The organism is Collimonas pratensis (genome assembly GCF_001584185.1).
Classification (GTDB): Bacteria; Pseudomonadota; Gammaproteobacteria; order Burkholderiales; family Burkholderiaceae_D; genus Collimonas; species Collimonas pratensis.
Genome location: NZ_CP013234.1, coordinates 472,743 through 492,828, shown reverse-complemented (window position 1 = coordinate 492,828; position 20,086 = coordinate 472,743). Strand labels below are relative to the sequence as shown.

Annotated in this window: 21 protein-coding genes and 4 tRNA genes; 10 read left to right on the top strand and 15 right to left on the bottom strand. The window is 57.8% G+C overall.

Features of this window, described 5'->3' with window-relative positions; genetic code table 11:
* Positions 1-232 precede the first annotated feature (232 nt).
* From rplL to CPter91_RS02125, 12 genes are all read right to left on the bottom strand, one after another.
* Complete coding sequence (gene rplL / locus CPter91_RS02180) at positions 233-607, bottom strand: 50S ribosomal protein L7/L12 (protein ID WP_061936352.1); 375 nt, start codon at positions 605-607, stop codon at positions 233-235.
* Between the two features lie 127 nt (positions 608-734).
* Entirely contained in the window at positions 735-1,232 is a 498-nt protein-coding gene (gene rplJ / locus CPter91_RS02175) for a 50S ribosomal protein L10 (RefSeq protein ID WP_061538663.1), read from the bottom strand.
* 385 nt (positions 1,233-1,617) lie between these two features.
* A complete protein-coding gene (gene rplA, locus CPter91_RS02170) occupies positions 1,618-2,313 on the bottom strand; it encodes a 50S ribosomal protein L1 (RefSeq protein WP_061936350.1) in 696 nt (231 codons plus the stop codon).
* Complete coding sequence (rplK, locus tag CPter91_RS02165) at positions 2,313-2,744, bottom strand: 50S ribosomal protein L11 (protein ID WP_014004382.1); 432 nt, start codon at positions 2,742-2,744, stop codon at positions 2,313-2,315. The genes rplA and rplK overlap by 1 nt, the downstream gene beginning before the upstream one ends.
* Before the next feature lie 153 nt (positions 2,745-2,897).
* A complete protein-coding gene (nusG, locus tag CPter91_RS02160; RefSeq protein ID WP_061936347.1) occupies positions 2,898-3,497 on the bottom strand; it encodes a transcription termination/antitermination protein NusG in 600 nt (199 codons plus the stop codon).
* Complete coding sequence (gene secE, locus CPter91_RS02155) at positions 3,497-3,880, bottom strand: preprotein translocase subunit SecE (protein ID WP_061936345.1); 384 nt, start codon at positions 3,878-3,880, stop codon at positions 3,497-3,499. The genes nusG and secE overlap by 1 nt, the downstream gene beginning before the upstream one ends.
* Before the next feature lie 36 nt (positions 3,881-3,916).
* Positions 3,917-3,992 (bottom strand) — tRNA-Trp (locus tag CPter91_RS02150).
* Positions 3,993-4,102: 110 nt separating this feature from the next.
* A complete protein-coding gene (tuf, locus tag CPter91_RS02145; RefSeq protein ID WP_061936342.1) occupies positions 4,103-5,299 on the bottom strand; it encodes an elongation factor Tu in 1,197 nt (398 codons plus the stop codon).
* Positions 5,300-5,456: 157 nt separating this feature from the next.
* Positions 5,457-5,531, bottom strand: a tRNA-Thr gene (locus CPter91_RS02140).
* A gap of 63 nt (positions 5,532-5,594) precedes the next feature.
* Positions 5,595-5,668: transfer RNA gene (locus CPter91_RS02135), tRNA-Gly, on the bottom strand.
* Between the two features lie 80 nt (positions 5,669-5,748).
* Positions 5,749-5,834 (bottom strand) — tRNA-Tyr (locus CPter91_RS02130).
* A 170-nt stretch (positions 5,835-6,004) separates the two neighbouring features.
* Positions 6,005-7,102 carry a gamma-glutamyl-gamma-aminobutyrate hydrolase family protein gene (locus CPter91_RS02125; RefSeq protein ID WP_061936339.1) on the bottom strand — a complete coding sequence of 366 codons (1,098 nt, stop codon included), beginning with the start codon at positions 7,100-7,102 and terminating at the stop codon, positions 6,005-6,007.
* Positions 7,103-7,515: 413 nt separating this feature from the next.
* Here CPter91_RS02125 and kefF point away from each other — a divergent pair, with 413 nt between their 5' ends.
* From kefF to CPter91_RS02110, 3 genes are read left to right on the top strand one after another with little or no spacing between them, the layout of a single operon-like run.
* Positions 7,516-8,109: a glutathione-regulated potassium-efflux system oxidoreductase KefF gene (gene kefF, locus CPter91_RS02120; protein ID WP_061936336.1), complete on the top strand. Its 594-nt coding sequence runs from the start codon at positions 7,516-7,518 to the stop codon at positions 8,107-8,109.
* Between the two features lie 4 nt (positions 8,110-8,113).
* Positions 8,114-9,958 carry a glutathione-regulated potassium-efflux system protein KefC gene (kefC, locus tag CPter91_RS02115; protein ID WP_061936333.1) on the top strand — a complete coding sequence of 615 codons (1,845 nt, stop codon included), beginning with the start codon at positions 8,114-8,116 and terminating at the stop codon, positions 9,956-9,958.
* Positions 9,959-10,315 carry an ArsC/Spx/MgsR family protein gene (locus tag CPter91_RS02110; protein WP_061936330.1) on the top strand — a complete coding sequence of 119 codons (357 nt, stop codon included), beginning with the start codon at positions 9,959-9,961 and terminating at the stop codon, positions 10,313-10,315. It begins immediately after the preceding gene.
* A 102-nt stretch (positions 10,316-10,417) separates the two neighbouring features.
* On the opposite strand, the gene CPter91_RS02105 is transcribed toward CPter91_RS02110, so the two are convergent.
* Positions 10,418-10,612, bottom strand: a complete 195-nt coding sequence (locus CPter91_RS02105) for a DUF2905 domain-containing protein (protein WP_061936327.1) — start codon at positions 10,610-10,612, stop codon at positions 10,418-10,420.
* A gap of 30 nt (positions 10,613-10,642) precedes the next feature.
* Entirely contained in the window at positions 10,643-11,818 is a 1,176-nt protein-coding gene (locus CPter91_RS02100; RefSeq protein ID WP_061936324.1) for a class I SAM-dependent methyltransferase, read from the bottom strand.
* A 66-nt stretch (positions 11,819-11,884) separates the two neighbouring features.
* Here CPter91_RS02100 and CPter91_RS02095 point away from each other — a divergent pair, with 66 nt between their 5' ends.
* The 6 genes from CPter91_RS02095 to glmU all read left to right on the top strand — a co-directional run bounded on the left by CPter91_RS02095 (position 11,885) and on the right by glmU (position 16,947).
* Positions 11,885-12,634 (top strand): SDR family oxidoreductase, encoded by a 750-nt coding sequence (locus CPter91_RS02095; RefSeq protein ID WP_061936321.1) that lies wholly within the window; start codon positions 11,885-11,887, stop codon positions 12,632-12,634.
* Positions 12,635-12,641: 7 nt separating this feature from the next.
* A complete protein-coding gene (locus CPter91_RS02090) occupies positions 12,642-13,040 on the top strand; it encodes a dihydroneopterin aldolase (protein ID WP_061936319.1) in 399 nt (132 codons plus the stop codon).
* 66 nt (positions 13,041-13,106) lie between these two features.
* Positions 13,107-14,141 (top strand): tRNA 2-thiocytidine(32) synthetase TtcA, encoded by a 1,035-nt coding sequence (gene ttcA / locus CPter91_RS02085; protein WP_236905922.1) that lies wholly within the window; start codon positions 13,107-13,109, stop codon positions 14,139-14,141.
* A gap of 104 nt (positions 14,142-14,245) precedes the next feature.
* Positions 14,246-14,578 (top strand): YegP family protein, encoded by a 333-nt coding sequence (locus CPter91_RS02080; RefSeq protein WP_061936316.1) that lies wholly within the window; start codon positions 14,246-14,248, stop codon positions 14,576-14,578.
* A 144-nt stretch (positions 14,579-14,722) separates the two neighbouring features.
* Complete coding sequence (locus CPter91_RS02075; protein WP_061936313.1) at positions 14,723-15,313, top strand: YXWGXW repeat-containing protein; 591 nt, start codon at positions 14,723-14,725, stop codon at positions 15,311-15,313.
* 275 nt (positions 15,314-15,588) lie between these two features.
* Positions 15,589-16,947 carry a bifunctional UDP-N-acetylglucosamine diphosphorylase/glucosamine-1-phosphate N-acetyltransferase GlmU gene (gene glmU, locus CPter91_RS02070; RefSeq protein ID WP_061936310.1) on the top strand — a complete coding sequence of 453 codons (1,359 nt, stop codon included), beginning with the start codon at positions 15,589-15,591 and terminating at the stop codon, positions 16,945-16,947.
* A gap of 107 nt (positions 16,948-17,054) precedes the next feature.
* Here the strand turns inward: glmU and CPter91_RS02065 are convergent, their stop codons facing one another.
* Positions 17,055-17,519, bottom strand: a complete 465-nt coding sequence (locus CPter91_RS02065; RefSeq protein WP_061936307.1) for an Lrp/AsnC family transcriptional regulator — start codon at positions 17,517-17,519, stop codon at positions 17,055-17,057.
* A 172-nt stretch (positions 17,520-17,691) separates the two neighbouring features.
* On the opposite strand from CPter91_RS02065, the gene glmS reads away from it, so the two are divergent.
* Positions 17,692-19,509 (top strand): glutamine--fructose-6-phosphate transaminase (isomerizing), encoded by a 1,818-nt coding sequence (glmS, locus tag CPter91_RS02060; RefSeq protein ID WP_061936305.1) that lies wholly within the window; start codon positions 17,692-17,694, stop codon positions 19,507-19,509.
* The last annotated feature ends 577 nt before the right edge of the window (positions 19,510-20,086 follow it).

The window sequence follows — 20,086 nt, the reverse complement described above, 5'->3', positions numbered from 1 at the left end:
AGGATTCGCTGGATATTTTGGTGAAACTAGACAAAACTAATGTACTAGCTACACTGTCTTAACCAACAATTCCTCAAGTCTCAGCCCTTCGAGCTTGATGGCAACGGACGCTTAGTAAAACAACAAGCGCTAAACAAAATCAAAAACGACAAAGGAGCCAAAGCCGAACCCTCCTTTTCGAGAGTTCTGCACTTTGACTCCAGCGCAATAAATGCGCTCTAAAAAGCTGAAATTACTTGATTTCAGCTTCTGCGCCGGCTTCAACCAATTTCTTGGCTGCAGCATCAGCGTCGGCTTTCGAAACGCCTTCTTTAACTGCCTTCGGTGCGCCGTCAACCAGGTCTTTAGCTTCTTTCAAGCCCAGACCGGTGATTTCGCGGACAGCCTTAATCACGCCAACCTTGTTCGCGCCGATGCCCTTGAGCATGACGGTGAATTCGGTTTGCTCTTCAACAGCAGCAGCAGCGCCGCCGCCTGCGCCGCCAGCAACTGCAACAGCAGCTGCGGAAACGCCGAACTTCTCTTCGAATGCCTTAACCAGGTCATTCAATTCCATAACAGTCAGACCATCGATCTGGGTCAGGAATGCATCTTTATCAAAAGCCATGTGAAATACTCCTAATATGTTGGGGACAGAGTACCGCTTCGCTTAACTCTTTCCCGCAAAACAATTGTTTATTACAGTAATAACATCTGATTGGTTTTAACGCCAAGAAAGCGCCATGAAACTGCAATTAAGCAGCTTCGGCTTCTTTCTTTGCTGCCAGAGCAGCCAAACCACGCACAAATCCAGCGATCGGCATCTGCATCATGCCCACAACTTGGGCCAGCAGAACTTCGCGACTTGGAATGTTTGCCAACGCTTGCACAGCCGCTTTATCAAGCGACTTGCCAGCGAAGTTACCTGCCTTGACGACCAGTTTGTCGTTGGTTTTTGCAAAGTCGTTGATGACTTTTGCAGCAGCAACGGCGTCCTCGGAGATCGAATAGATCAACGGGCCGGTCATGTCTTTGGCGAGGTCGGCAAACGCGGTACCTTCAACGGCGCGACGTGCCAGTGTATTTTTCAATACACGCAAGTACACACCCTGGGTACGCGCATTAGCGCGCAGTTGGGTCAAGTGACCAACCTGGATGCCACGATATTCGGCCACGACGATAGTCTGTGCATTTGCAACTTTTGCAGAGACTTCGGCGACTACGGCCTTTTTGTCATTCAGATTGAGACTCAAGATCAACCTCCAAAAATGATGCTCGGATATTACACAACCGCAAATGGCTGCTTACCTCACATCGGTTCGAACACGGCGTCCGAAGTTAGGAGTTCAGAACTTGCGCATGACTCAGAGTGAACCAACACGCAGCGATGAGACTACAAAACTTGTTCGGGTACACCATCTGCGTTGGGTTGCTTGCGCGATTTAACTTTGTGCCGCGGCTTAAAAGCTGCTGCGGCACGCCGCCCAACGGTCTTTGATTGCCTGGACCTGCATCGTTACCGCCAATACAGGTCCAGCCCAAAGATTCGCCTGCCGGCTTTCGCCACCAGGACTTAATTCTTAATCAGTTGAGGACAGAGTACCGCTACGCTCAACTCTGTCCCGCAATACCAAAGCTTTAAGCAGCCAGAGTCGATTGATCGATACGGACGCCAGCGCCCATGGTCGAAGACATCGAGATCTTGCGCAGGTATACACCCTTGCTGGTGGCTGGCTTTGCTTTGCTCAATGCGTCGATCAGTGCCAACAAGTTGGACTTCAGTTCTGCATCGCTAAACGATTTACGGCCGATGGTTGCGTGAACGATACCGGCTTTGTCGGTACGGTATTGCACTTGACCGGCTTTTGCGTTCTTGACGGCAGTAGCAACGTCAGGAGTAACAGTACCGACCTTCGGATTCGGCATCAGGCCGCGTGGGCCCAGGATCTGACCCAGGGTACCAACGATACGCATGGTGTCTGGCGATGCGATGACGATGTCGAAAGGCATGTTGCCGGCTTTGATTTGCTCAGCCAGGTCTTCCATGCCAACGATGTCGGCGCCGGCAGCTTTAGCTTGCTCGGCTTTTTCGCCGGAAGCAAATACTGCAACGCGAACGGTCTTGCCGGTGCCGGCTGGCAGCACGACGGAACCGCGAACCACTTGGTCCGATTTCTTTGCATCAACGCCCAGCTGGACGGACACATCGATCGATTCGTTGAATTTTGCAGTTGCGCATTCCTTGATCAACGCAACAGCGTTGTCGAATGGATATGCCTTGGTGCGATCAACTTTAGCTTTGATCGCTTTTGCGCGTTTAGTTAACTTAGCCATTACAGACCCTCCACCGTGATGCCCATCGAACGAGCAGAACCAGCGATAGTACGAACGCCGGCTTCCAGATCAGCACCAGTCAAATCGGGCTTCTTCAAGGTAGCGATTTCTTCTGCTTGCTTACGGGTGATCGAACCAACCTTAGTGGTATGCGGCGTAGCCGAACCCTTGGTGATGCCAGCAGCCTTCTTGATCAGGATCGTTGCTGGAGGAGTCTTCATCACGAATGTGAAGGACTTGTCAGCGAACGCGGTGATCACGACTGGAATTGGCAGGCCCGGCTCAACGCCTTGGGTCTGGGCATTGAATGCCTTACAGAATTCCATGATGTTCAGACCGCGCTGACCCAGTGCTGGACCAATCGGTGGGGATGGGTTTGCTTTACCAGCTGGAACTTGCAGCTTGATAAAACCAATGATTTTCTTTGCCATGATGGCTCCTACGTTAAGTGAGTATTAGCGCCTTTTGGATCCGCCCGGATAAATGGGAAGATGTAATAGGGCTCCTCTTACTGCATCGGATTCCTTGGACTTTCGCCCATGACGCTCCGAACGGCGCTTATTCTTAAATTCGCCTGAACCTGCTTAGACTTTTTCGACCTTGTCGAATTCCAGCTCAACCGGCGTAGCGCGGCCGAAGATGGTGACGGTCACGCGTACGCGCGATTTCTCGTAATTCACTTCTTCGACGTTGCCGTTGAAGTCGGTGAAAGCACCTTCCTTGATACGCACCAGCTCGCCGACTTCGTACAGAACCTTAGGCCGTGGCTTCTCGATGCCGTCTTGCATCTGCTGCATGATCTTGTCGACTTCATGCTGCGGAATCGGTGTAGGCTTGTTCGACTTGCCGCCGATGAAACCGGTCACCTTGTTGGTGTTCTTGACCAGATGCCAGGTTTCGTCCGTCATCTCCATCTCGACCAGGACATAACCTGGGAAAAAGCGACGTTCGGTAACGGCTTTCTGGCCATTCTTGACTTCAATTACTTCTTCAGTCGGCACCAGGATCTGGCCGAACTGTTCTTGCATTCCGGCGCGGTCGATCCGCTCGGTCAGCGCGCGTTGCACGCTCTTTTCCATACCGGAATAAGCATGCACCACATACCAGCGCTTTTTGCCCGCTGGCGCCGAAGGCGTTACAGCAGGCGGCGTTGCTTGCGCATCGTTTTGTGTGCTATCGCTCATTATTGTTTCCAACCCAATATCACGTCGTACAACAAGACCTCGAGGATCTTATCGATACCCCAAAGGAAAATCGCCATCACCAGCACAAATGCGAAAACGATGGCAGTGATCTGCATCGCTTCCTTGCGTGTCGGCCAGACTACCTTTTTCGTCTCGCGCACAGCTTCTTTGGCGAAACCAACGAATTCACGGCCTTGCGTCGAAGTCCATGCGAGTGCGACTGCCACCACCAAACCGGCAACCAGAGCGCCGGTGCGCACCAGACCAGACTGGCCCGACAAAAAATAAAAGCCGACAACGCCGGCGACGACAGCCAAAACTGCCAGTATTACTTTGAGCTTGCTGCCGGCTTCGCCGACAGTTTGCACAGGGTGGTTAGACATACGCTGTTTACTTTCAGTACCCTACACCTGAATCGGTGGCAGGGGCGGAGGGCATCGAACCCCCAACCTCCGGTTTTGGAGACCGGCGCTCTGCCAATTGAGCTACACCCCTACGCTTAAAACTCTTTCCTGACCGGCTGCTTGGCAACTTCTTGCTTACCGATCAGACATTAACGCCGCGAGACCGGTTTTCCCGGGTCGCGGCGATTACTGCTATTTCAATTACGCGTCAGGCAGGATCTTGGCAACAACGCCTGCACCAACAGTACGGCCACCTTCGCGGATCGCGAAACGCAGACCTTCTTCCATCGCGATCGGGTTGATCAGCATCACTGTGATCGACACGTTATCGCCTGGCATGACCATTTCTTTGTCTTTCGGCAACTCGATCGAACCAGTCACGTCCGTTGTACGGAAGTAGAACTGTGGACGATAGTTGTTGAAGAATGGTGTATGACGGCCGCCTTCGTCTTTCGACAGAACATAGATCTCGCCAGTGAAATGCTTGTGTGGCTTGATCGAGTTCGGCTTGGCCAATACTTGGCCCCGCTCTACGTCTTCACGCTTGGTACCGCGCAGCAACACACCAACGTTGTCGCCTGCTTGACCTTGGTCCAGCAGCTTGCGGAACATTTCAACGCCAGTACATGTTGTATCTTGTGTATCACGGATACCAACGATCTGCAGGGCTTCGCCAACCTTGACGATACCGCGCTCAACACGACCGGTCACAACTGTACCGCGGCCGGAGATCGAGAACACGTCTTCCACTGGCAGCAGGAAGGCGCCGTCAACAGCACGTTCCGGTGTCGGGATGTAAGTGTCCAGCGCTTCTGCCAGAGCCATGATGGCTTGCTCGCCCAATGGGCCAGTGTCGCCTTCCAGAGCCAGCTTCGCCGAACCCTTGATGATTGGCAGGTCGTCGCCTGGGAATTCGTACTTGGTCAACAGCTCGCGCACTTCCATTTCGACCAGCTCGAGCAACTCTTCGTCGTCGACCATGTCAGCCTTGTTCAGGAACACGATGATGTATGGCACGCCAACTTGACGCGACAGCAGGATGTGTTCGCGTGTCTGTGGCATCGGGCCGTCAGCTGCCGAGCAAACCAGGATCGCACCGTCCATCTGTGCAGCACCAGTGATCATGTTTTTCACATAGTCAGCATGGCCTGGGCAGTCAACGTGCGCGTAGTGGCGGTTGGCAGTTTCGTATTCAACGTGCGCTGTGTTGATCGTGATGCCGCGCGCTTTTTCTTCTGGCGCTGCGTCAATCTGATCGTACGCTTTGGCTTCGCCGCCAAATTTCTTCGACAATACTGTCGCGATCGCTGCTGTCAGCGTGGTCTTGCCGTGGTCGACGTGGCCAATAGTGCCGACGTTGACGTGCGGCTTGGTCCGCTCAAACTTGCCTTTTGCCATCTTAGACTCCTAAAGATTTGATGAGAATGTTCAGGCCAGCGCCCGACCGTCTTACAGTTTGAAAACTCGAATTGAAAACCCGAATCATTAGTGACATCCAACTTTACGGCTGCCGGAGCCGCTAACTACAAACGGGATATACCCGAGATACTAAATCTGGTGCCCTTGACGTGGATCGAACACGTGGCCTCTCCCTTACCAAGGGAGTGCTCTACCACTGAGCTACAAGGGCTATGCTGTACGCGTGCTTCATTTATTAACAACACGCCCAACTTGATGTTCTTGCCAAATCTACTGGAGCGGGTGAAGGGAATCGAACCCTCGTCATAAGCTTGGAAGGCTTCAGCTCTACCATTGAGCTACACCCGCGAGATCATTTCAATTCAGCTCACTTCACTTCTACCGCCGCAATATTCTTTACAACTACTGCTCTGCACTACTTCCCAAAATGGTGGAGAGGGCTGGATTCGAACCAGCGTACTCGTAAGAGGGCAGATTTACAGTCTGCTGCCATTAACCACTCGGCCACCTCTCCGCAGGGAACCCCAGATTATAGTAAAGCACCCCTTGAGTGTCAACTATGGAAATCGATTTCTTCTAAATATTTCTTAGTTTTTTTCAATTTCCCCGTCGCATTACCTTCAGGCCTGGCCGAAATCGGGAAAAAGCGTATAAACACTTCACCGGCCAAGGCGCGAGATAATATCAGAAACGCGTCTCGCGTGCAGCTCTTAAAAATCCGTCGAGGATTGGAGTGCAATCCAGCAACTGCGGACCGCCGGCCCGATGGAATTCCGGATGCCACTGCAAACCCATGACAAACGCTGCCTTGCGGTAACGAATTGCCTCGACAATATTGTCGCTGCCGGAAATCGCTTCCACCGTCAGGTCGCGCCCGAGGTCACGCACCGCCTGGTGATGGATGGAGTTGACCACCCATTCATTCTGCTCGCCGCCATGCGTATTGAACAAAGTTGCCAAAGAGGAACCCGGTGGGAACTGGATTGCATGGTGCAAACGGTCGTACTCGTCGTTGACGTGCTTGATCGAGGTCGGCACATCGGTGGCGATGTCCTGATACAAGGTGCCGCCGAAAGCCACGTTGATTAATTGGCAACCGCGGCAGATCCCCAGCACCGGCTTGCCGGCCTCGATGAATTCGTGCAGCAGCTCCAGTTCGTACATGTCGCGCACGCGGTCGCCGCCCCACTCCGGCCGCGTCGCAGCCTGCGCATAACTCTGCGGCGAGACGTCGGCGCCGCCCTGCAGCACCAGGCCGTCGAGGTGCTTGGCATAGTCGCGCAGGCGGATCGAGCTGGGATGGACCAGGCCGTTGGTATTGACGGTAGGAATCATGAATACCAGTACATTGCGCGACATGACCCATTGCGCAATCGATTCTTCCAGGTATTGCAGGGTGCGCCCGCGCAAACCCTTGGCGCCTTCTTCCGGATGGAAGATACGCGCCGAGATGCCGATCTTCAGGGTCCGCTGCATCATGCGCCGGCCGGCCTTGTCCGACAGCGCGCGGAAACGCGCCGCGATCAGCTTCCAGGTTTGCGGCCAAGGAGGGGAACCATCGTCGCCGGGGCCGGCGGCCCTGAAGGCGGCCGGTTGTGGCGGAGGCTGGGGTGCGGCAGCTTGCGGTTGGGGCGCCTCTTTGGCGGCTTCCGCTGTCGGCTCGGCTTGGCTAGGCTCGGCAGGACTCGGCTGAGGCGTTGCGGCTGGCAGAGGTTCGAACGTCCCCTCCGGAACAGAATTGACAGGCTCGCTGGCCGGATCGCTCGGTTTAGTGTCGGACATATTTGTTAGGAATTGTCAGAAGTAAAAATGTTTGAGAAAGTACTGTAGTGTAGTGCTTCGCAAATAATGGAGCTTCAGAAATGGTGTATTTTCGTGCCAGGCTAGGCGGATGGCCGCCCCGCGCAAACCGGAGCGATAGCGGGTCTATCGCGAGGATTTGCAACGACGCATGGCGCGAAAAGACGCGGTCGGCTAGATGGCGTTTATGAAGTTTCATTATTTGCGCAGCACTGCACTAGCATGTGGCTGCGCGTAAAACACCACAGCACCCGGTCACGCCGATCAAAAAACTGTTTGCCAAAGTATAGGCTCGATTAGCATGTGAGCATGCTTTTCGCGATCAGTTCATCCAGATTCAGGCATTTGCCCAATATTTTCCTTTCGATTTTGATTACATACAACGCCTTGCCGACATGTCTAAACCACCGCAAATCCTGATCCTGTACGCGCACCCGACGCCGCACCATTCGCGCGTCAACCGCCGCCTGGCGCAAGCCGCCGCCAAGCTGCAAAACGTCAAGGTACACGATCTCTATGAGCTGTATCCCGATTTCCATATCCCGGTGCGGCGCGAGCAGGCGCTGCTGCAAGAGGCAGACCTGATCGTGTTCCAGCACCCGGTGCAGTGGTACAGCATGCCGGCGCTGTTGAAGCAATGGGTCGATTCGGTGTTCACCCCGGGCTGGGCCTACGGCCCCGGCGGCGACGCCTTGCGCGGCAAGGATTTCTGGCTGGTCGCCACCCTGGGCGGTTCCGAGCGTTCCTACCAGCCGGAAGGACATAACCAGCGGCCGTTCTCCGCCTTCCTGCCGCCCTACCAGCAGACCGCTGAACTGTGCGGCATGCGCTGGCTGCCGCCGCATCTGCTGTTCGGCGCCCACCAGGTCAACCAGCAAGCCCTGGCAGCCTACATAGACACCTACAAGAAGCGCCTGTCGCGCTATCCCAACTGGCCCGAACTGCCTGCAGCCACAGCCACTACCACTGCGCCATTAACCGGTACCTGAGCCCATGGAACAAAGTCTCTTATTCAATGCCTTGATCTACCTGGCGGCGGCAGTCGCCGCAGTGCCTATCGCCAAGCGCTTCGGCCTGGGCGCAGTGCTCGGCTACCTGCTGGCCGGCATGGCCATCGGCCCCTGGGGCTTGCGCCTGATCGACAATGTCGAAGACATCCTGCACTTCTCCGAATTCGGCGTGGTGCTGCTGCTGTTCATGATCGGCCTGGAACTCGAACCGAAGCGCCTGTGGTCGCTGCGGCGTTCGATTTTCGGCTGGGGCACGGCGCAGGTGGCGCTGGTGTCGCTGGCGCTGTTCAGTGCCGCGGTGGCGGTCGGCGTCGACTGGAAAACCGCGCTCATCGCCGCCCTCGGCATGTCGCTCTCCTCCACCGCGATCGCGCTCGCCACCATCAACGAGCGCAAGCTCAACGGCACCCCGGCCGGCCGCGCCGGCTTCGCCATCCTGCTGTTCCAGGACATCGCCGCCATCCCCATGATCGCCATCGTGCCGCTGCTCGGCGTCGCGGTTGCCCATGGCAGCGGCGAGGGCTGGATCGGCGGCCTGAAAGTGCTGGCGGTGATCGCCACCCTGATCGTCGGCGGCCGCTACCTGGTGCGGCCCCTGATGCGCATGATTGCCCGCACCGGACTGCGGGAAATCTTTACTGCCTTTGCATTATTGCTGGTGATCGCCATCGGTCTGCTGATGGAATCGGTCGGCATGTCGATGGCCTTGGGCAGCTTCCTGGCCGGCGTCCTGCTGGCCGACTCGGAATACCGCCATGCGCTGGAAACCGACCTGGAGCCGTTCAAGGGCTTGCTGCTGGGATTGTTCTTCATTGCGGTCGGCATGTCGGTCGACTTCGGCCTGCTGCTGAGCCAGCCTTGGCTGATTGTGGGCCTGGTGGCGGGCTTTCTGGCGATCAAGCTGACTGTCCTGTTCCTGCTCAGCAAAGTGTTCCGTATCGCCCGCGCCCAGCAATTCCTGTTCGCCGCGCTGCTCTCGCAAGGCGGCGAATTCGCCTTCGTGGTGTTCGGCGCAGCCGCCACCGCACGCGTCTTTTCCGAAGAGACATCTTCCATCCTGGTGGTGGTGGTAGCCTTGTCGATGGTCACCACACCGCTGTTGCTGGTGCTGTACGACAAAGTCATTGCACCCTATTTCCTGAAACTGCAAAAACGTCCGGACGACGATATCGACGACAATGAAAACCCGGTGATCATCGCCGGCTTCGGCCGCTTCGGCCAGATCATCGGCCGCCTGCTGCACGCCAACAAGATCGGCCTGACCGTGCTCGACCACGATCCAGACCAGATCGAACTGTTGCGCAAATTCGGCTTCAAGGTGTTCTACGGCGACGCCACCCGCATCGACCTGATGCACGCGGCCGGCATCGCCAAGGCGCGCCTGCTGGTGGTGGCGCTGGACGATATCGAAGGCAGCCTGAAGCTGGTGGCGGCGGTGCGCCAGGAATTCCCCGACCTGCAGATCATCGCCCGCGCCCGCAACGTCACCCATTATTTTGATTTGATGGACCTGGGCGTCACCGTGATCGAACGCGAAACTTTCGAATCAGCCCTGCTGCTGGGCCGCGAAGCCCTGCGCAAGCTCGGTTTCGGCGCCTACCGGGCGCGCCAGGCAGCGATGAAGTTCCGCGCCCACAACCTGCAAACCCTGCACGACATGTATCCGCACCAGAAAGACCAGCAGCAGATCGTCTCGATCGCCAAGCAGGCGCGCGAAGAGCTGGAAGAAATGTTTGCGCACGACCGCATCCTGCGCGAGGATATGCCCGCCAGCGGCTGGGACGATGAAGTTGTACCGCTGGATGAGACGACACAAGAAGCTAAATAAATGATCACGATCTATCACAACCCGCGCTGCTCGAAATCGCGCGAAGCCTTGACGCTGGCAGAACAATTCAGCAATGAGAAAAAACTTGCGCTGGAAATCGTCGACTATCAGAAGACACCGCTGACGCTGGCGCAGCTGCAGGATTTGCACCGGACACTCGGTGGTCCGGTGCGCGCCATGGTGCGCGACAACGAGCCGGAATATGCGGCGCTCGGCCTGGCGCAGGCCGATGACGCTGGCTTGCTGGCAGCCCTGGCGGCACATCCGAAACTGTTGCAGCGGCTTATCGTGGTCTACCGCAAGCGTGCAGTGATTGCGCGACCGCCGCAGCTGCTCGATCAGCTATTCGCGATTTAAGGTAGGGTGGGCACAGCGTGCCCACGCGGAAATTCCCGCTGGTTTCTGCACGAACGGGCCGCCCTGTACTTCGGCGTCACGCGTGGGCACGCTGTGCCCACCCTACAATATCCGCACCAGCAGGAAAATCACGGTCGACAGCAGGACAGTCGAGGCGAACGGCAGCGAGAAATTCTTGCCGAACAGGGTGAAGCGCACATCGCCGGGCAGGCGGCCGAGGCCGAGCTTTTCCAGCCAGGGCAAGGCGCTGGAAAAGACAATCACGGCAACGAAAATCACCAGCATCCAGCGGATCATGCGGCGCTTTCACGAAAGATGGTCATAAGGCTACAGGCGATGACTGCGGTCATGGCGGCTGAAGCGCGCGGGCAATTCGGCGCCGACGCCAACCGCCAGCACCTTGAACAGCTCGCCCATTTCGGCCGGCGACACCAGTTTTTGCATGGCGTTAGCCTGCGGCAGATACTGTAATGCATTCTCCGGCGGCGTACGCAACAGCAGCTGACCGATGCCGGCTTCCAGCAAAAAGGCAGCCTGGCTGGTGTAACCCAGCAGCTCCAGGCCCGAATCCAGTGCGGCCCTTGCCATGGCGGTGAAATCAACATGCGCGGTCACATCCTGCAAACCCGGCAGATAGAAGGGATCGGGATGGGCGTGATGGCGGTAATGGCACATCAGCGTGCCCTGGTCGCGTTGTTGCAGATAGTATTCCGCCGCCGGGAAACCGTAGTCGAGGAAAATGGCGATCCCGCCCTGCCCGGCTTTCAACATCGCTGCTACCGAATGCATGAAACCGATGGCAACCGGATGCACTTCGGTCAGGTGGCCGGGCACCAGCGTGTCGGCATCAGGGATCTGGGCAATCAGCGTCGGACCGGCCGGCCGGTCGATGTAGACAAATTGATCATTTTCGCCAATGAGCCCAACCCCGCGCTGCAGCCAGCCCTGGCCTTGCTCGCCCAGCAGCACCAGTTCCACCGGCATGGCATCCAGCACTTCGTTGCCCAGCACCACACCGGAAAATGCCTCGGGCAAGCGGTCGAGCCACTGGACTTGGGGGAAATCGCGCAGCTTGAGCTGCTGGCGCGCGCGCAGTTCAGCAGACAGCTCGACGATGTAATAGGCTTGTAAAGGTTGCGCCGCAGCGCCGCCGGCGGCCAGTTCGCTCAGGATGTCGAAGGCCAGTTGGCCGCTGCCGGCGCCGAATTCGAGGATCTGCGGCTTGAGCGCAGGCGATGAAGCCAGCAACTCTGTTGTCAATTGCGCCAAAGTTGCGCCAAAAAGCGGCGTAATCTCGGGCGCGGTTGTAAAATCACCGTCTTTGCCCAATTTTGCTGCGCCGCCGCTGTAATAACCGAGATCCGGCGCGTACAGCAGCAGTTCCATATAACGTGCGAACGAAATCCAGCCCTGCTGCAGGCGGATGTCAGTGCCGATCAGATTGTGTAACAGGCGCGATGCGCGCTGTGCTTCGACCGAAGCTTCGGGTAATTGCAGTTGCATGGCGCTATTGTAGGAGATAACGCCCGCACCCTGCGCAAAAGTAGTCTCTTAATCCAGTTTGTCATTATGCCAACCAGAATAACCGCCGATCATGCCGTAGCCCTTGTCACCGATGCCGCCAGCACGCTCGGCCGCGCCATCGCGCTGGCGCTGGCGCGGCAGGGCTGGCAACTGGCCTTGCATTATCAGGAAGACAGCGTGCCGCCTGCGTTGGTAGTGCTGCTGCAGGAATGCCAGGCGCTGGGCGTCAAGGCAGCCGCAATGCGCTGCCGCCTGAGCGATGACAAAGACGTCAGCAGCTTGCTGCCGGCGGTCGCCACGGCACTGGGCGAAGTCCGTTGCCTGGTCAACAACGCCAGCCATGTCGAGCACGATACGGCGACAGCATTTTCGCCGGCCGGCCTGGCGCGCCACATGCAAACCAACCTGGCGGCGCCGCTGCAGCTGGCGCAGGAACTGCATGCGCTGACCTGCAAGACACCGGGTGCGCAGGCGGTGGTGATCAACCTGCTGGACCAGAAACTGTTCAATCCGCAGCCGGATTATTTATCCTATACTTTGTCCAAAGCAGCGCTGCACAGCGCCACCACCTTGCTGGCGCAAGCCCTGGCGCCGCAGCTGCGGGTAGTCGGCATTGCGCCGGCGCTGCCGGCCGTCGATCCGGCCGCTTTGGAAGACATTGCCGCGGCGGTCTGTTTTGCCGCCGCCTCTTCCGCCATTACCGGCAGCACGCTGCTGGTCGATGGCGGCCAGCATTTGCATCCTCATCCACGGGACCAGAGCACCGCTTCCGGCCCGCTGTTCCAACCTCACTGAAAAAGCCATGCTCTCCGCACTCATCCATCCCGACCTTAGCGATTGCCGTCGCCTGTTCCTGCGCGACTACGAAGTGCAGATCAATATCGGCGTCTACGAATCTGAAAAACAAGGCACCCAGCGCGCGCTGATCAATGTCGACCTGTTCGTGCCGCTGGCTTTGTCGACCCCGACCAAAGACCATATGGATGACGTGCTGGATTACAATTTTATGCGCAATACCGTGGCCAAGCGCATGGCCCAGGGTCATATCCATTTGCAGGAAACCTTGTGCGACGACCTCGTCAGCGCGCTGCTGCAGCATCCGCGCGTGCGCGCGGTACGGGTCTCCACGGAAAAGCCGGACGCCTATCCCGATTGCCATTCGGTCGGCGTCGAAGTATTCCGCATCAAGCCGAAAGCCTGAGCAGCGCAAGTCAACACAAGTCAACGCAGCAGCGCCACGAATCATTTCTAGAAGCAGGAAGTCCATATGCAAGACCAATTATCCGCAGTAAGCCAGCCCTTGCCGGCACATGACGCCGCCAGCGCGCCCAGCCACAAGAGCGCTGAAAAGATCGCCCACGAAAACAACAAGCTGCACAAGCGCCTGTGCCGCCAGGTCGGCCAGGCGATCGGCGATTTCAACATGATCGAAGACGGCGACAAGGTGATGGTCTGCCTGTCCGGCGGCAAGGATAGCTACGCCCTGCTCGACATCCTGATGACCTTGCGCGAACGGGCGCCGATCAATTTCGAGATCGTCGCCGTCAACCTCGACCAGAAGCAACCGAACTTCCCCGACCACATCCTGCCGGCCTACCTGGACAAGCTGGGCGTCGCCTATCACATCGAAAACCAGGACACCTACAGCATCGTCAAGCGCCTGATCCCGGAAGGCAAAACCACCTGCTCGCTCTGTTCACGCCTGCGGCGCGGCATTCTGTACCGCGTCGCCACGGAACTGGGCGCGACCAAAGTCGCCCTCGGCCACCACCGCGACGACATCATGGAAACCTTCTTCCTCAACATGTTTTTCGGCGGCAAACTGAAGAGCATGCCGGCCAAGCTGCAGTCGGACGACGGCAAGCAGATCGTCATCCGGCCGCTGGCCTACGTCAAGGAAGCCGATTTGATCCGCTACGCCGAGGTCAAGCAGTTCCCGATCATTCCCTGCGACCTCTGCGGCAGCCAGGAAAACCTGCAGCGCAAGCAGATCAAGGGCATGCTGCGCGAATGGGAAAAGAAATTCCCTGGACGGGTCGACAACGTTTTCGCTTCGCTGTCGACGGTGGCGCCATCGCACCTGATGGACCGCAACCTGTTCGGCTTCACCGGCCTCAAGGCCAGCGGCATCGCCGACCCCAACGGCGATATCGCCTTTGACGACGATCCCTGCTCAACGCCCACCGGCGCCACGGTCTCCAGCATCATTCCGCTGCAGGCAGTCGTGCAATCAGGTGCACAGTTGGATGTGCAGTTGGACGCGCAGTTAGGCACGCATTTAGATACGCATTTAGCTAAATAAGCAACAGTATTGCATTCGCCGCCAGAGCTATATAATCAAAGCGGACGAGCGGCCAGACAGCTAATTCGTCGCCGCTTCGTCCGCAACCAATCAGGAGAAGCTCAATGGCAGGGTCCTATGTACTCAAGAAGTCTGTGGATGGACAGTTTTACTTCCTGCTCTACTCTGACAACGGCGAAGTGGTGCTCAACAGCGAGATGTATGTCGCCAAGGCATCCGCCGAAAACGGCATCGCCTCGGTGCAGAGCAACAGCACCCAGGACGACCGCTATAGCCGCAACCAGGCTTCCAACGGCCGCTTCTATTTCAACCTGAAAGCAGCCAACCATCAGGTCATCGGCAGCAGCCAGATGTACAGCACCACCAGCGCGCGCGACGCCGGCATCCACGCCGTCAAGAAAAACGGTCCCAATACCAATATCAAAGACGAAGCCTGAGCCGCCGCAAGCGACCCACGAATGCCTCGCAAGCCGCTCCGGCGGGCCTTGCGCAGGGATAAATTGCAAGCATTTGTAATGCCTGTATTCATTCCGCACGGCAAAACGTTCTAATACGCGGGATCTTTATTTTGGGAGACAAAAATGAACCGCCGTCGTTTTCAGCGTTACCTGGTATTGTCCGCCGTCGCCGCCGCCACGGTGTCGCTGGCGGGCTGCGTGGTCGAACCGCCGCGCACCCGGGTCGAATACCGTGAAGTAAAAGTAGTACAGGCGCCGCCGGCGCCGCTGGTGGAAGTGGTGCCGCCGGCGCCCTATCCGGATTCCTACTGGATCGCCGGCCACTGGAAGTGGGAAAACAACCGCTACGTCTGGAATAACGGCCATTGGGAGCAATCGCGCCCGAACATGGTTTTCCAGCACGCCTACTGGAGCAATGACGGCGGCCAATGGAATTTCCATCCCGGCCGCTGGGTGCAGATCAACAATACCTACAACAGCGCACCGATCGTGATCAATGTCGCGCCACCGCCGCCGCGGGTGGAAATCATGACAGCGGCGCCTAGCCCTGACCATGTCTGGATCGCTGGCTACTGGCGCTGGAACAACGGCCGCCACGACTGGGTCAACGGCCATTGGGAAGCGCGCCGCGACGGCTATTTCTGGGCGCCCGGCCACTGGGTCCGCAATGGCAACGGCTGGGCCTTCTCGGGCGGTTTCTGGCAACACTACTGATCTTCCGATCCGCAATTGCCGCCGGCGCCGTCAAGGCGCCAGCGGCATCCTAGCAAGCAGCGGCAATGACCAGATCGTCTTTCTGTAGTCGCCGATAAAATTCCTCTGATTCAAAAATCGACAGCCATAGTGGCAAATACTCAACTATCTGTCGCCGCGATGCCGCCGCATGCTAAAATTTTCTCTTGTGGTTTTATCCAGAACCGCAGCACGGCAAAGCACGGCATGGTGTCTTGGCCCAAGCCTTCTCTCTTCCTTATTCGCAAAGTGTCTCTATGAACGTCGTCATCCTCGCCGCAGGCATGGGCAAACGCATGCAGTCGGCGCTGCCGAAAGTGTTACACCCATTAGCCGGAAAATCATTGCTGGAGCATGTGGTCGATACCGCGCGCAGCTTGTCGCCAACCAGGCTCTGCATCATCTACGGCCATGGCGGCGATGCAGTACTGAAGCAGATCAATGGCGCCGACCTCAAGTTCGCCAAGCAAGAGCCGCAGCTCGGCACCGGCCACGCAGTGGCCCAGGCCGTGCCACTGCTGGATGACAACGTGCCGACGCTGGTGCTGTACGGCGACGTGCCGCTCACTTCCAGCGCCACGCTGCAACGCCTGGTCGATGCCGCCGGCGCCGACCAGCTGGCGATCCTGACCGTGCAGATGGCCGATCCGACCGGCTACGGCCGCATCGTGCGTGAAGACGGCAAGATCACTCGCATCGTCGAACAGAAAGACGCCGACGCCGCCGAACGCGCCATCACCGAATGCAACACCGGCATCATGGTGGCGCCGACCCGCCAGCTCAAAGAGTGGCTAGCCAACCTATCCAACAATAACGCACAGGGCGAATACTATTTGACCGACATCGTCGCCAGCGCCGTCGCCAGCGGCACGCCGGTGGTATCGGCCCAGCCCGACGCCGTGTGGGAAACCCTGGGCGTCAACAGCAAGGTGCAGTTGGCCGAACTGGAGCGCATTCACCAGCGCAGCATCGCCAACCGCCTGCTGGAACAAGGCGTCACCCTGCTCGATCCGGCACGGTTGGATGTACGTGGCGCGTTGAGCTGCGGCCGCGATGTCAGCATTGACGTCGGCTGCATCTTCGAAGGCGATGTCCGCATCGAAGACGGCGCCGTGATCGGCGCCCATTGCGTCATCAAGAATGCCAGCATCGGCCGCGGCGCCAACATCAAACCCTTCTGCCATATCGAAGATGCGATGGTCGGCGCCGCGTCGCAGATCGGTCCTTACGCAAGGCTGCGCCCGGGCACCGAGCTGGGCGAAGACGTCCACATCGGCAACTTCGTCGAAGTCAAGAACAGCCAGATCGCCGCGCACAGCAAGGCCAACCACCTGGCCTATGTCGGCGACGCCACGGTCGGTTCGCGCGTCAACATCGGCGCCGGCACCATCACCTGCAACTACGACGGCGCCAACAAATTCCGCACCATCATAGAAGACGACGCCTTTATCGGCAGCAACAGCCAGCTGGTGGCGCCGGTGCGCGTCGGCAAGGGTGCCACGCTCGGCGCCGGCACCACGCTGACCAAGGACGCGCCGGAAGGCAAGCTGACCGTCTCGCGTGCGCGCCAGGTCACCATCGACAATTGGCAGCGGCCGGTGAAGATCAAGAAGTAATCAAGACGTAAATGCGCTGGTAGGGTGGGCACCTGTGCCCACGCGGACCGTCGCTTATGCCAGAATTGCCTACCGCGTGGGCAGAAGATCAGCCCACCCTACAATTTCTATACCGCCAGCCGGGTCTCAAACTTGCTGCGGTGGATAGAAAAATAAGAGCGCACATTACGCACATTCTTTTGCGCTGCAAACAGCTGGTGCGCCAGCGCATGGTAGGCCGCCATGTCCGCCACCTGCACCACCAGGACGAAATCCGGCCCCGGCGAGACCCGGTAGCATTGCAGCAGCAGCGGCTCAGCCGCCACCAACGCTTCAAATTCCACCAGCCGCTCGTCGGCCTGGTTGTCGAGCGTAACTTCGACGATAGCGGTCAGGCCGGCGCCGACCTTGTCCGGCGCCACGATCGCCACCTGCCGCAGGATGATGCCGGCATCGGTCAGGCGCTTGACGCGCCGCAAGCAGGTCGGCGCCGAGGCATGCACCTGCTGCGCCAACTGGTGGTTGGTTTGTGCGGCGTCGGCCTGCAAGGCATTCAAAATCCGCTTGTCCAGCTCGTCTAGGGTAATTTCCATATGGGAATATGCAATTTATTTGATATACATGAATATATATGAAATATTATTTCACTACATTTATATGATGAAATATATGACGATATTTTTACTCATATAGATTATTTATTTCACAGCCGCTCGCCTAAGATACGCCTATTCTTGAATTTCACCTTTTGATGAGGAAAAGACCATGTGCGGTATCGTCGCAGCAGTTGCTCAAATTAATGTCACTCCTATCCTGCTGGAAGGGCTGAAACGGCTCGAGTACCGCGGCTACGATTCCTGCGGCGTCGCCTTGCATATCGACGGCAAGCTGCAGCGTTCGCGCAGCACTTCGCGCGTGGCCGATCTCGAAATCCAGGTCGAGAAGGCGCACTTGTCCGGCTTCACCGGCATCGCCCACACCCGCTGGGCCACCCACGGCGCGCCGGCCACCCACAACGCCCACCCGCATTTCTCGCGCGACCGCATCGCCCTGGTCCACAACGGCATCATCGAAAACCACGACGAGCTGCGCGCCGAACTGCAAGCGGCCGGCTATCACTTTGAAAGCCAGACCGACACCGAAGTAATCGCCCACCTGGTCGACCACATGTACAGCGGCGACCTGTTCGCCACCGTGCAGCAGGCCGTCAAACGCCTGACCGGCGCCTATGCGATCGCCGTATTCTGCGTCGATGAACCGCATCGCGTGGTCGCCGCGCGCCAGGGCTCGCCGCTGATCGTCGGCGTCGGCCAGGGCCAGAACTTCGTCGCCTCGGACGCCATGGCGCTGGCCGGCACCACCGACCAGATCATCTACCTGGAAGAAGGCGACGTCGTCGACCTGCAATTGCAACGCGTCTGGATCGTCGACGCCGCCGGCAAGGCCGTCGAGCGCGAAGTGAAAACCGTGCATGCCTACAGCAGCGCGGTCGAACTCGGCCCCTACCAGCACTACATGCAAAAGGAAATTTTCGAACAGCCGCGCGCCATTGCCGATACCCTGGAAGGCGTCACCGGCATCATGCCGGAACTGTTCGGCGACGGCGCCTTCAACGTTTTCAAACAGATTGATTCAGTCCTGATCCTGGCTTGCGGCACCAGCTACTACGCCGGCCTGACGGCCAAATACTGGATCGAATCGGTCGCCAAGATTCCGGTCAACGTCGAGATCGCCAGCGAATACCGCTACCGCGACAGCGTGCCGAATCCGAACTCGCTAGTGGTCACCATTTCGCAAAGCGGCGAAACCGCCGACACCCTGGCCGCGCTCAAGCACGCGCGCGGATTAGGCATGCTGCACACGCTGACCATCTGCAACGTCGCCACCAGCGCCATGGTGCGAGAATGCGCGCTGGCCTACATCACCCGTGCCGGCGTCGAAGTCGGCGTCGCCTCGACCAAAGCCTTCACCACTCAGTTAGCCGCACTGTTCCTGCTGACCCTGGCGCTGGCGCAAAGCAAAGGCCGTCTCAGCGATGAAGAAGAGGCCGCCCACCTGAAAGCCATGCGCCACCTGCCTGCCGCGCTGCAAAGCGTGCTGGCGCTGGAACCGCACATCGTGGCTTGGGCCGAAGCCTTCGCCCGTAAGGAAAACGCCCTGTTCCTGGGCCGCGGCATCCACTATCCGATCGCCCTGGAAGGCGCCTTGAAACTCAAGGAAATCACCTACATCCACGCCGAAGCCTACGCCGCCGGCGAACTCAAGCACGGCCCATTGGCGCTGGTGACGGAAGAAATGCCGGTAGTGACGGTGGCGCCGAATGACGCGCTGATCGAAAAGCTCAAATCCAACATGCAAGAAGTACGCGCGCGCGGCGGCCAGCTCTACGTGTTTGCCGATGCCGATTCGCACATCAAGTCTAGCGAAGGCGTACACGTGATCCGCTTGCCGGAAAACTATGGCTTGCTGTCGCCGATTTTGCATGTGGTACCGTTGCAGCTGCTGTCGTATCACACGGCGTTGGCGCGGGGGACGGATGTGGATAAGCCGCGGAATCTGGCTAAGTCGGTTACTGTCGAATAGGGTATTCCATAGCCTGCAATATTTGTGATAATGACTAATAAAGTCTGTCACGCGATAATAAAGTCTGTCACGAGGGGCTACAAATCCGTGACAGACCAAAATGACCAAAATTGTCCGTAAATTGGGAGGACAGATATTAGTGGAATGGATAACTGCGCAGGTTCTGGTGCAAATTTCATGTGAAAACGAAAAGGGGCATCGCTTTATCTGCGACAAACTTATGTCCCAACGGCTACTATTCCTTACAATTAAAGTCGAAAACATCGATACGTGCTTTTTGGCGACGGCCATATCTGTAGGGTGGTGACTGGGTTCAATACGACGTTATGCCGTGAAGAGACACGCGCCATTCATGGCAAAGCATGCTACCTGTCAGCAGTAGCTGGTCGAGCAATACCGGCGAAGGTCTGCGCCAGACTGCTTGCGATCATGGGGCTTCGATGGAACGTCGAACAGCTGGTCCGTCAGAACAAAGATGCTAACTGGCCAATAAAGTTGCTAACTACGCGCCGACTCGTAGAACAAAGATGCTAACTACTGCGGCAGATGTCGACAAATATAGATCATTATCAGTTTT

Bases quoted from the DNA above. Each gene is read 5' to 3' on its own strand.
- CPter91_RS02100 (WP_061936324.1), bottom strand. From the start codon at position 11,818: ATGCAACTGCAATTACCCGAAGCTTCGGTCGAAGCACAGCGCGCATCG.
- kefC (WP_061936333.1), top strand. From the start codon at position 8,114: ATGGAACAAAGTCTCTTATTCAATGCCTTGATCTACCTGGCGGCGGCA.
- kefF (WP_061936336.1), top strand. From the start codon at position 7,516: ATGTCTAAACCACCGCAAATCCTGATCCTGTACGCGCACCCGACGCCG.
- rplK (WP_014004382.1), bottom strand. From the start codon at position 2,744: ATGGCAAAGAAAATCATTGGTTTTATCAAGCTGCAAGTTCCAGCTGGT.
- glmS (WP_061936305.1), top strand. From the start codon at position 17,692: ATGTGCGGTATCGTCGCAGCAGTTGCTCAAATTAATGTCACTCCTATC.
- glmU (WP_061936310.1), top strand. From the start codon at position 15,589: ATGAACGTCGTCATCCTCGCCGCAGGCATGGGCAAACGCATGCAGTCG.
- CPter91_RS02110 (WP_061936330.1), top strand. From the start codon at position 9,959: ATGATCACGATCTATCACAACCCGCGCTGCTCGAAATCGCGCGAAGCC.
- rplL (WP_061936352.1), bottom strand. From the start codon at position 607: ATGGCTTTTGATAAAGATGCATTCCTGACCCAGATCGATGGTCTGACT.
- ttcA (WP_236905922.1), top strand. From the start codon at position 13,107: ATGCAAGACCAATTATCCGCAGTAAGCCAGCCCTTGCCGGCACATGAC.
- CPter91_RS02095 (WP_061936321.1), top strand. From the start codon at position 11,885: ATGCCAACCAGAATAACCGCCGATCATGCCGTAGCCCTTGTCACCGAT.
- secE (WP_061936345.1), bottom strand. From the start codon at position 3,880: ATGTCTAACCACCCTGTGCAAACTGTCGGCGAAGCCGGCAGCAAGCTC.
- CPter91_RS02075 (WP_061936313.1), top strand. From the start codon at position 14,723: ATGAACCGCCGTCGTTTTCAGCGTTACCTGGTATTGTCCGCCGTCGCC.
- CPter91_RS02080 (WP_061936316.1), top strand. From the start codon at position 14,246: ATGGCAGGGTCCTATGTACTCAAGAAGTCTGTGGATGGACAGTTTTAC.
- CPter91_RS02105 (WP_061936327.1), bottom strand. From the start codon at position 10,612: ATGATCCGCTGGATGCTGGTGATTTTCGTTGCCGTGATTGTCTTTTCC.
- rplA (WP_061936350.1), bottom strand. From the start codon at position 2,313: ATGGCTAAGTTAACTAAACGCGCAAAAGCGATCAAAGCTAAAGTTGAT.
- CPter91_RS02090 (WP_061936319.1), top strand. From the start codon at position 12,642: ATGCTCTCCGCACTCATCCATCCCGACCTTAGCGATTGCCGTCGCCTG.
- tuf (WP_061936342.1), bottom strand. From the start codon at position 5,299: ATGGCAAAAGGCAAGTTTGAGCGGACCAAGCCGCACGTCAACGTCGGC.
- nusG (WP_061936347.1), bottom strand. From the start codon at position 3,497: ATGAGCGATAGCACACAAAACGATGCGCAAGCAACGCCGCCTGCTGTA.
- CPter91_RS02065 (WP_061936307.1), bottom strand. From the start codon at position 17,519: ATGGAAATTACCCTAGACGAGCTGGACAAGCGGATTTTGAATGCCTTG.
- CPter91_RS02125 (WP_061936339.1), bottom strand. From the start codon at position 7,102: ATGTCCGACACTAAACCGAGCGATCCGGCCAGCGAGCCTGTCAATTCT.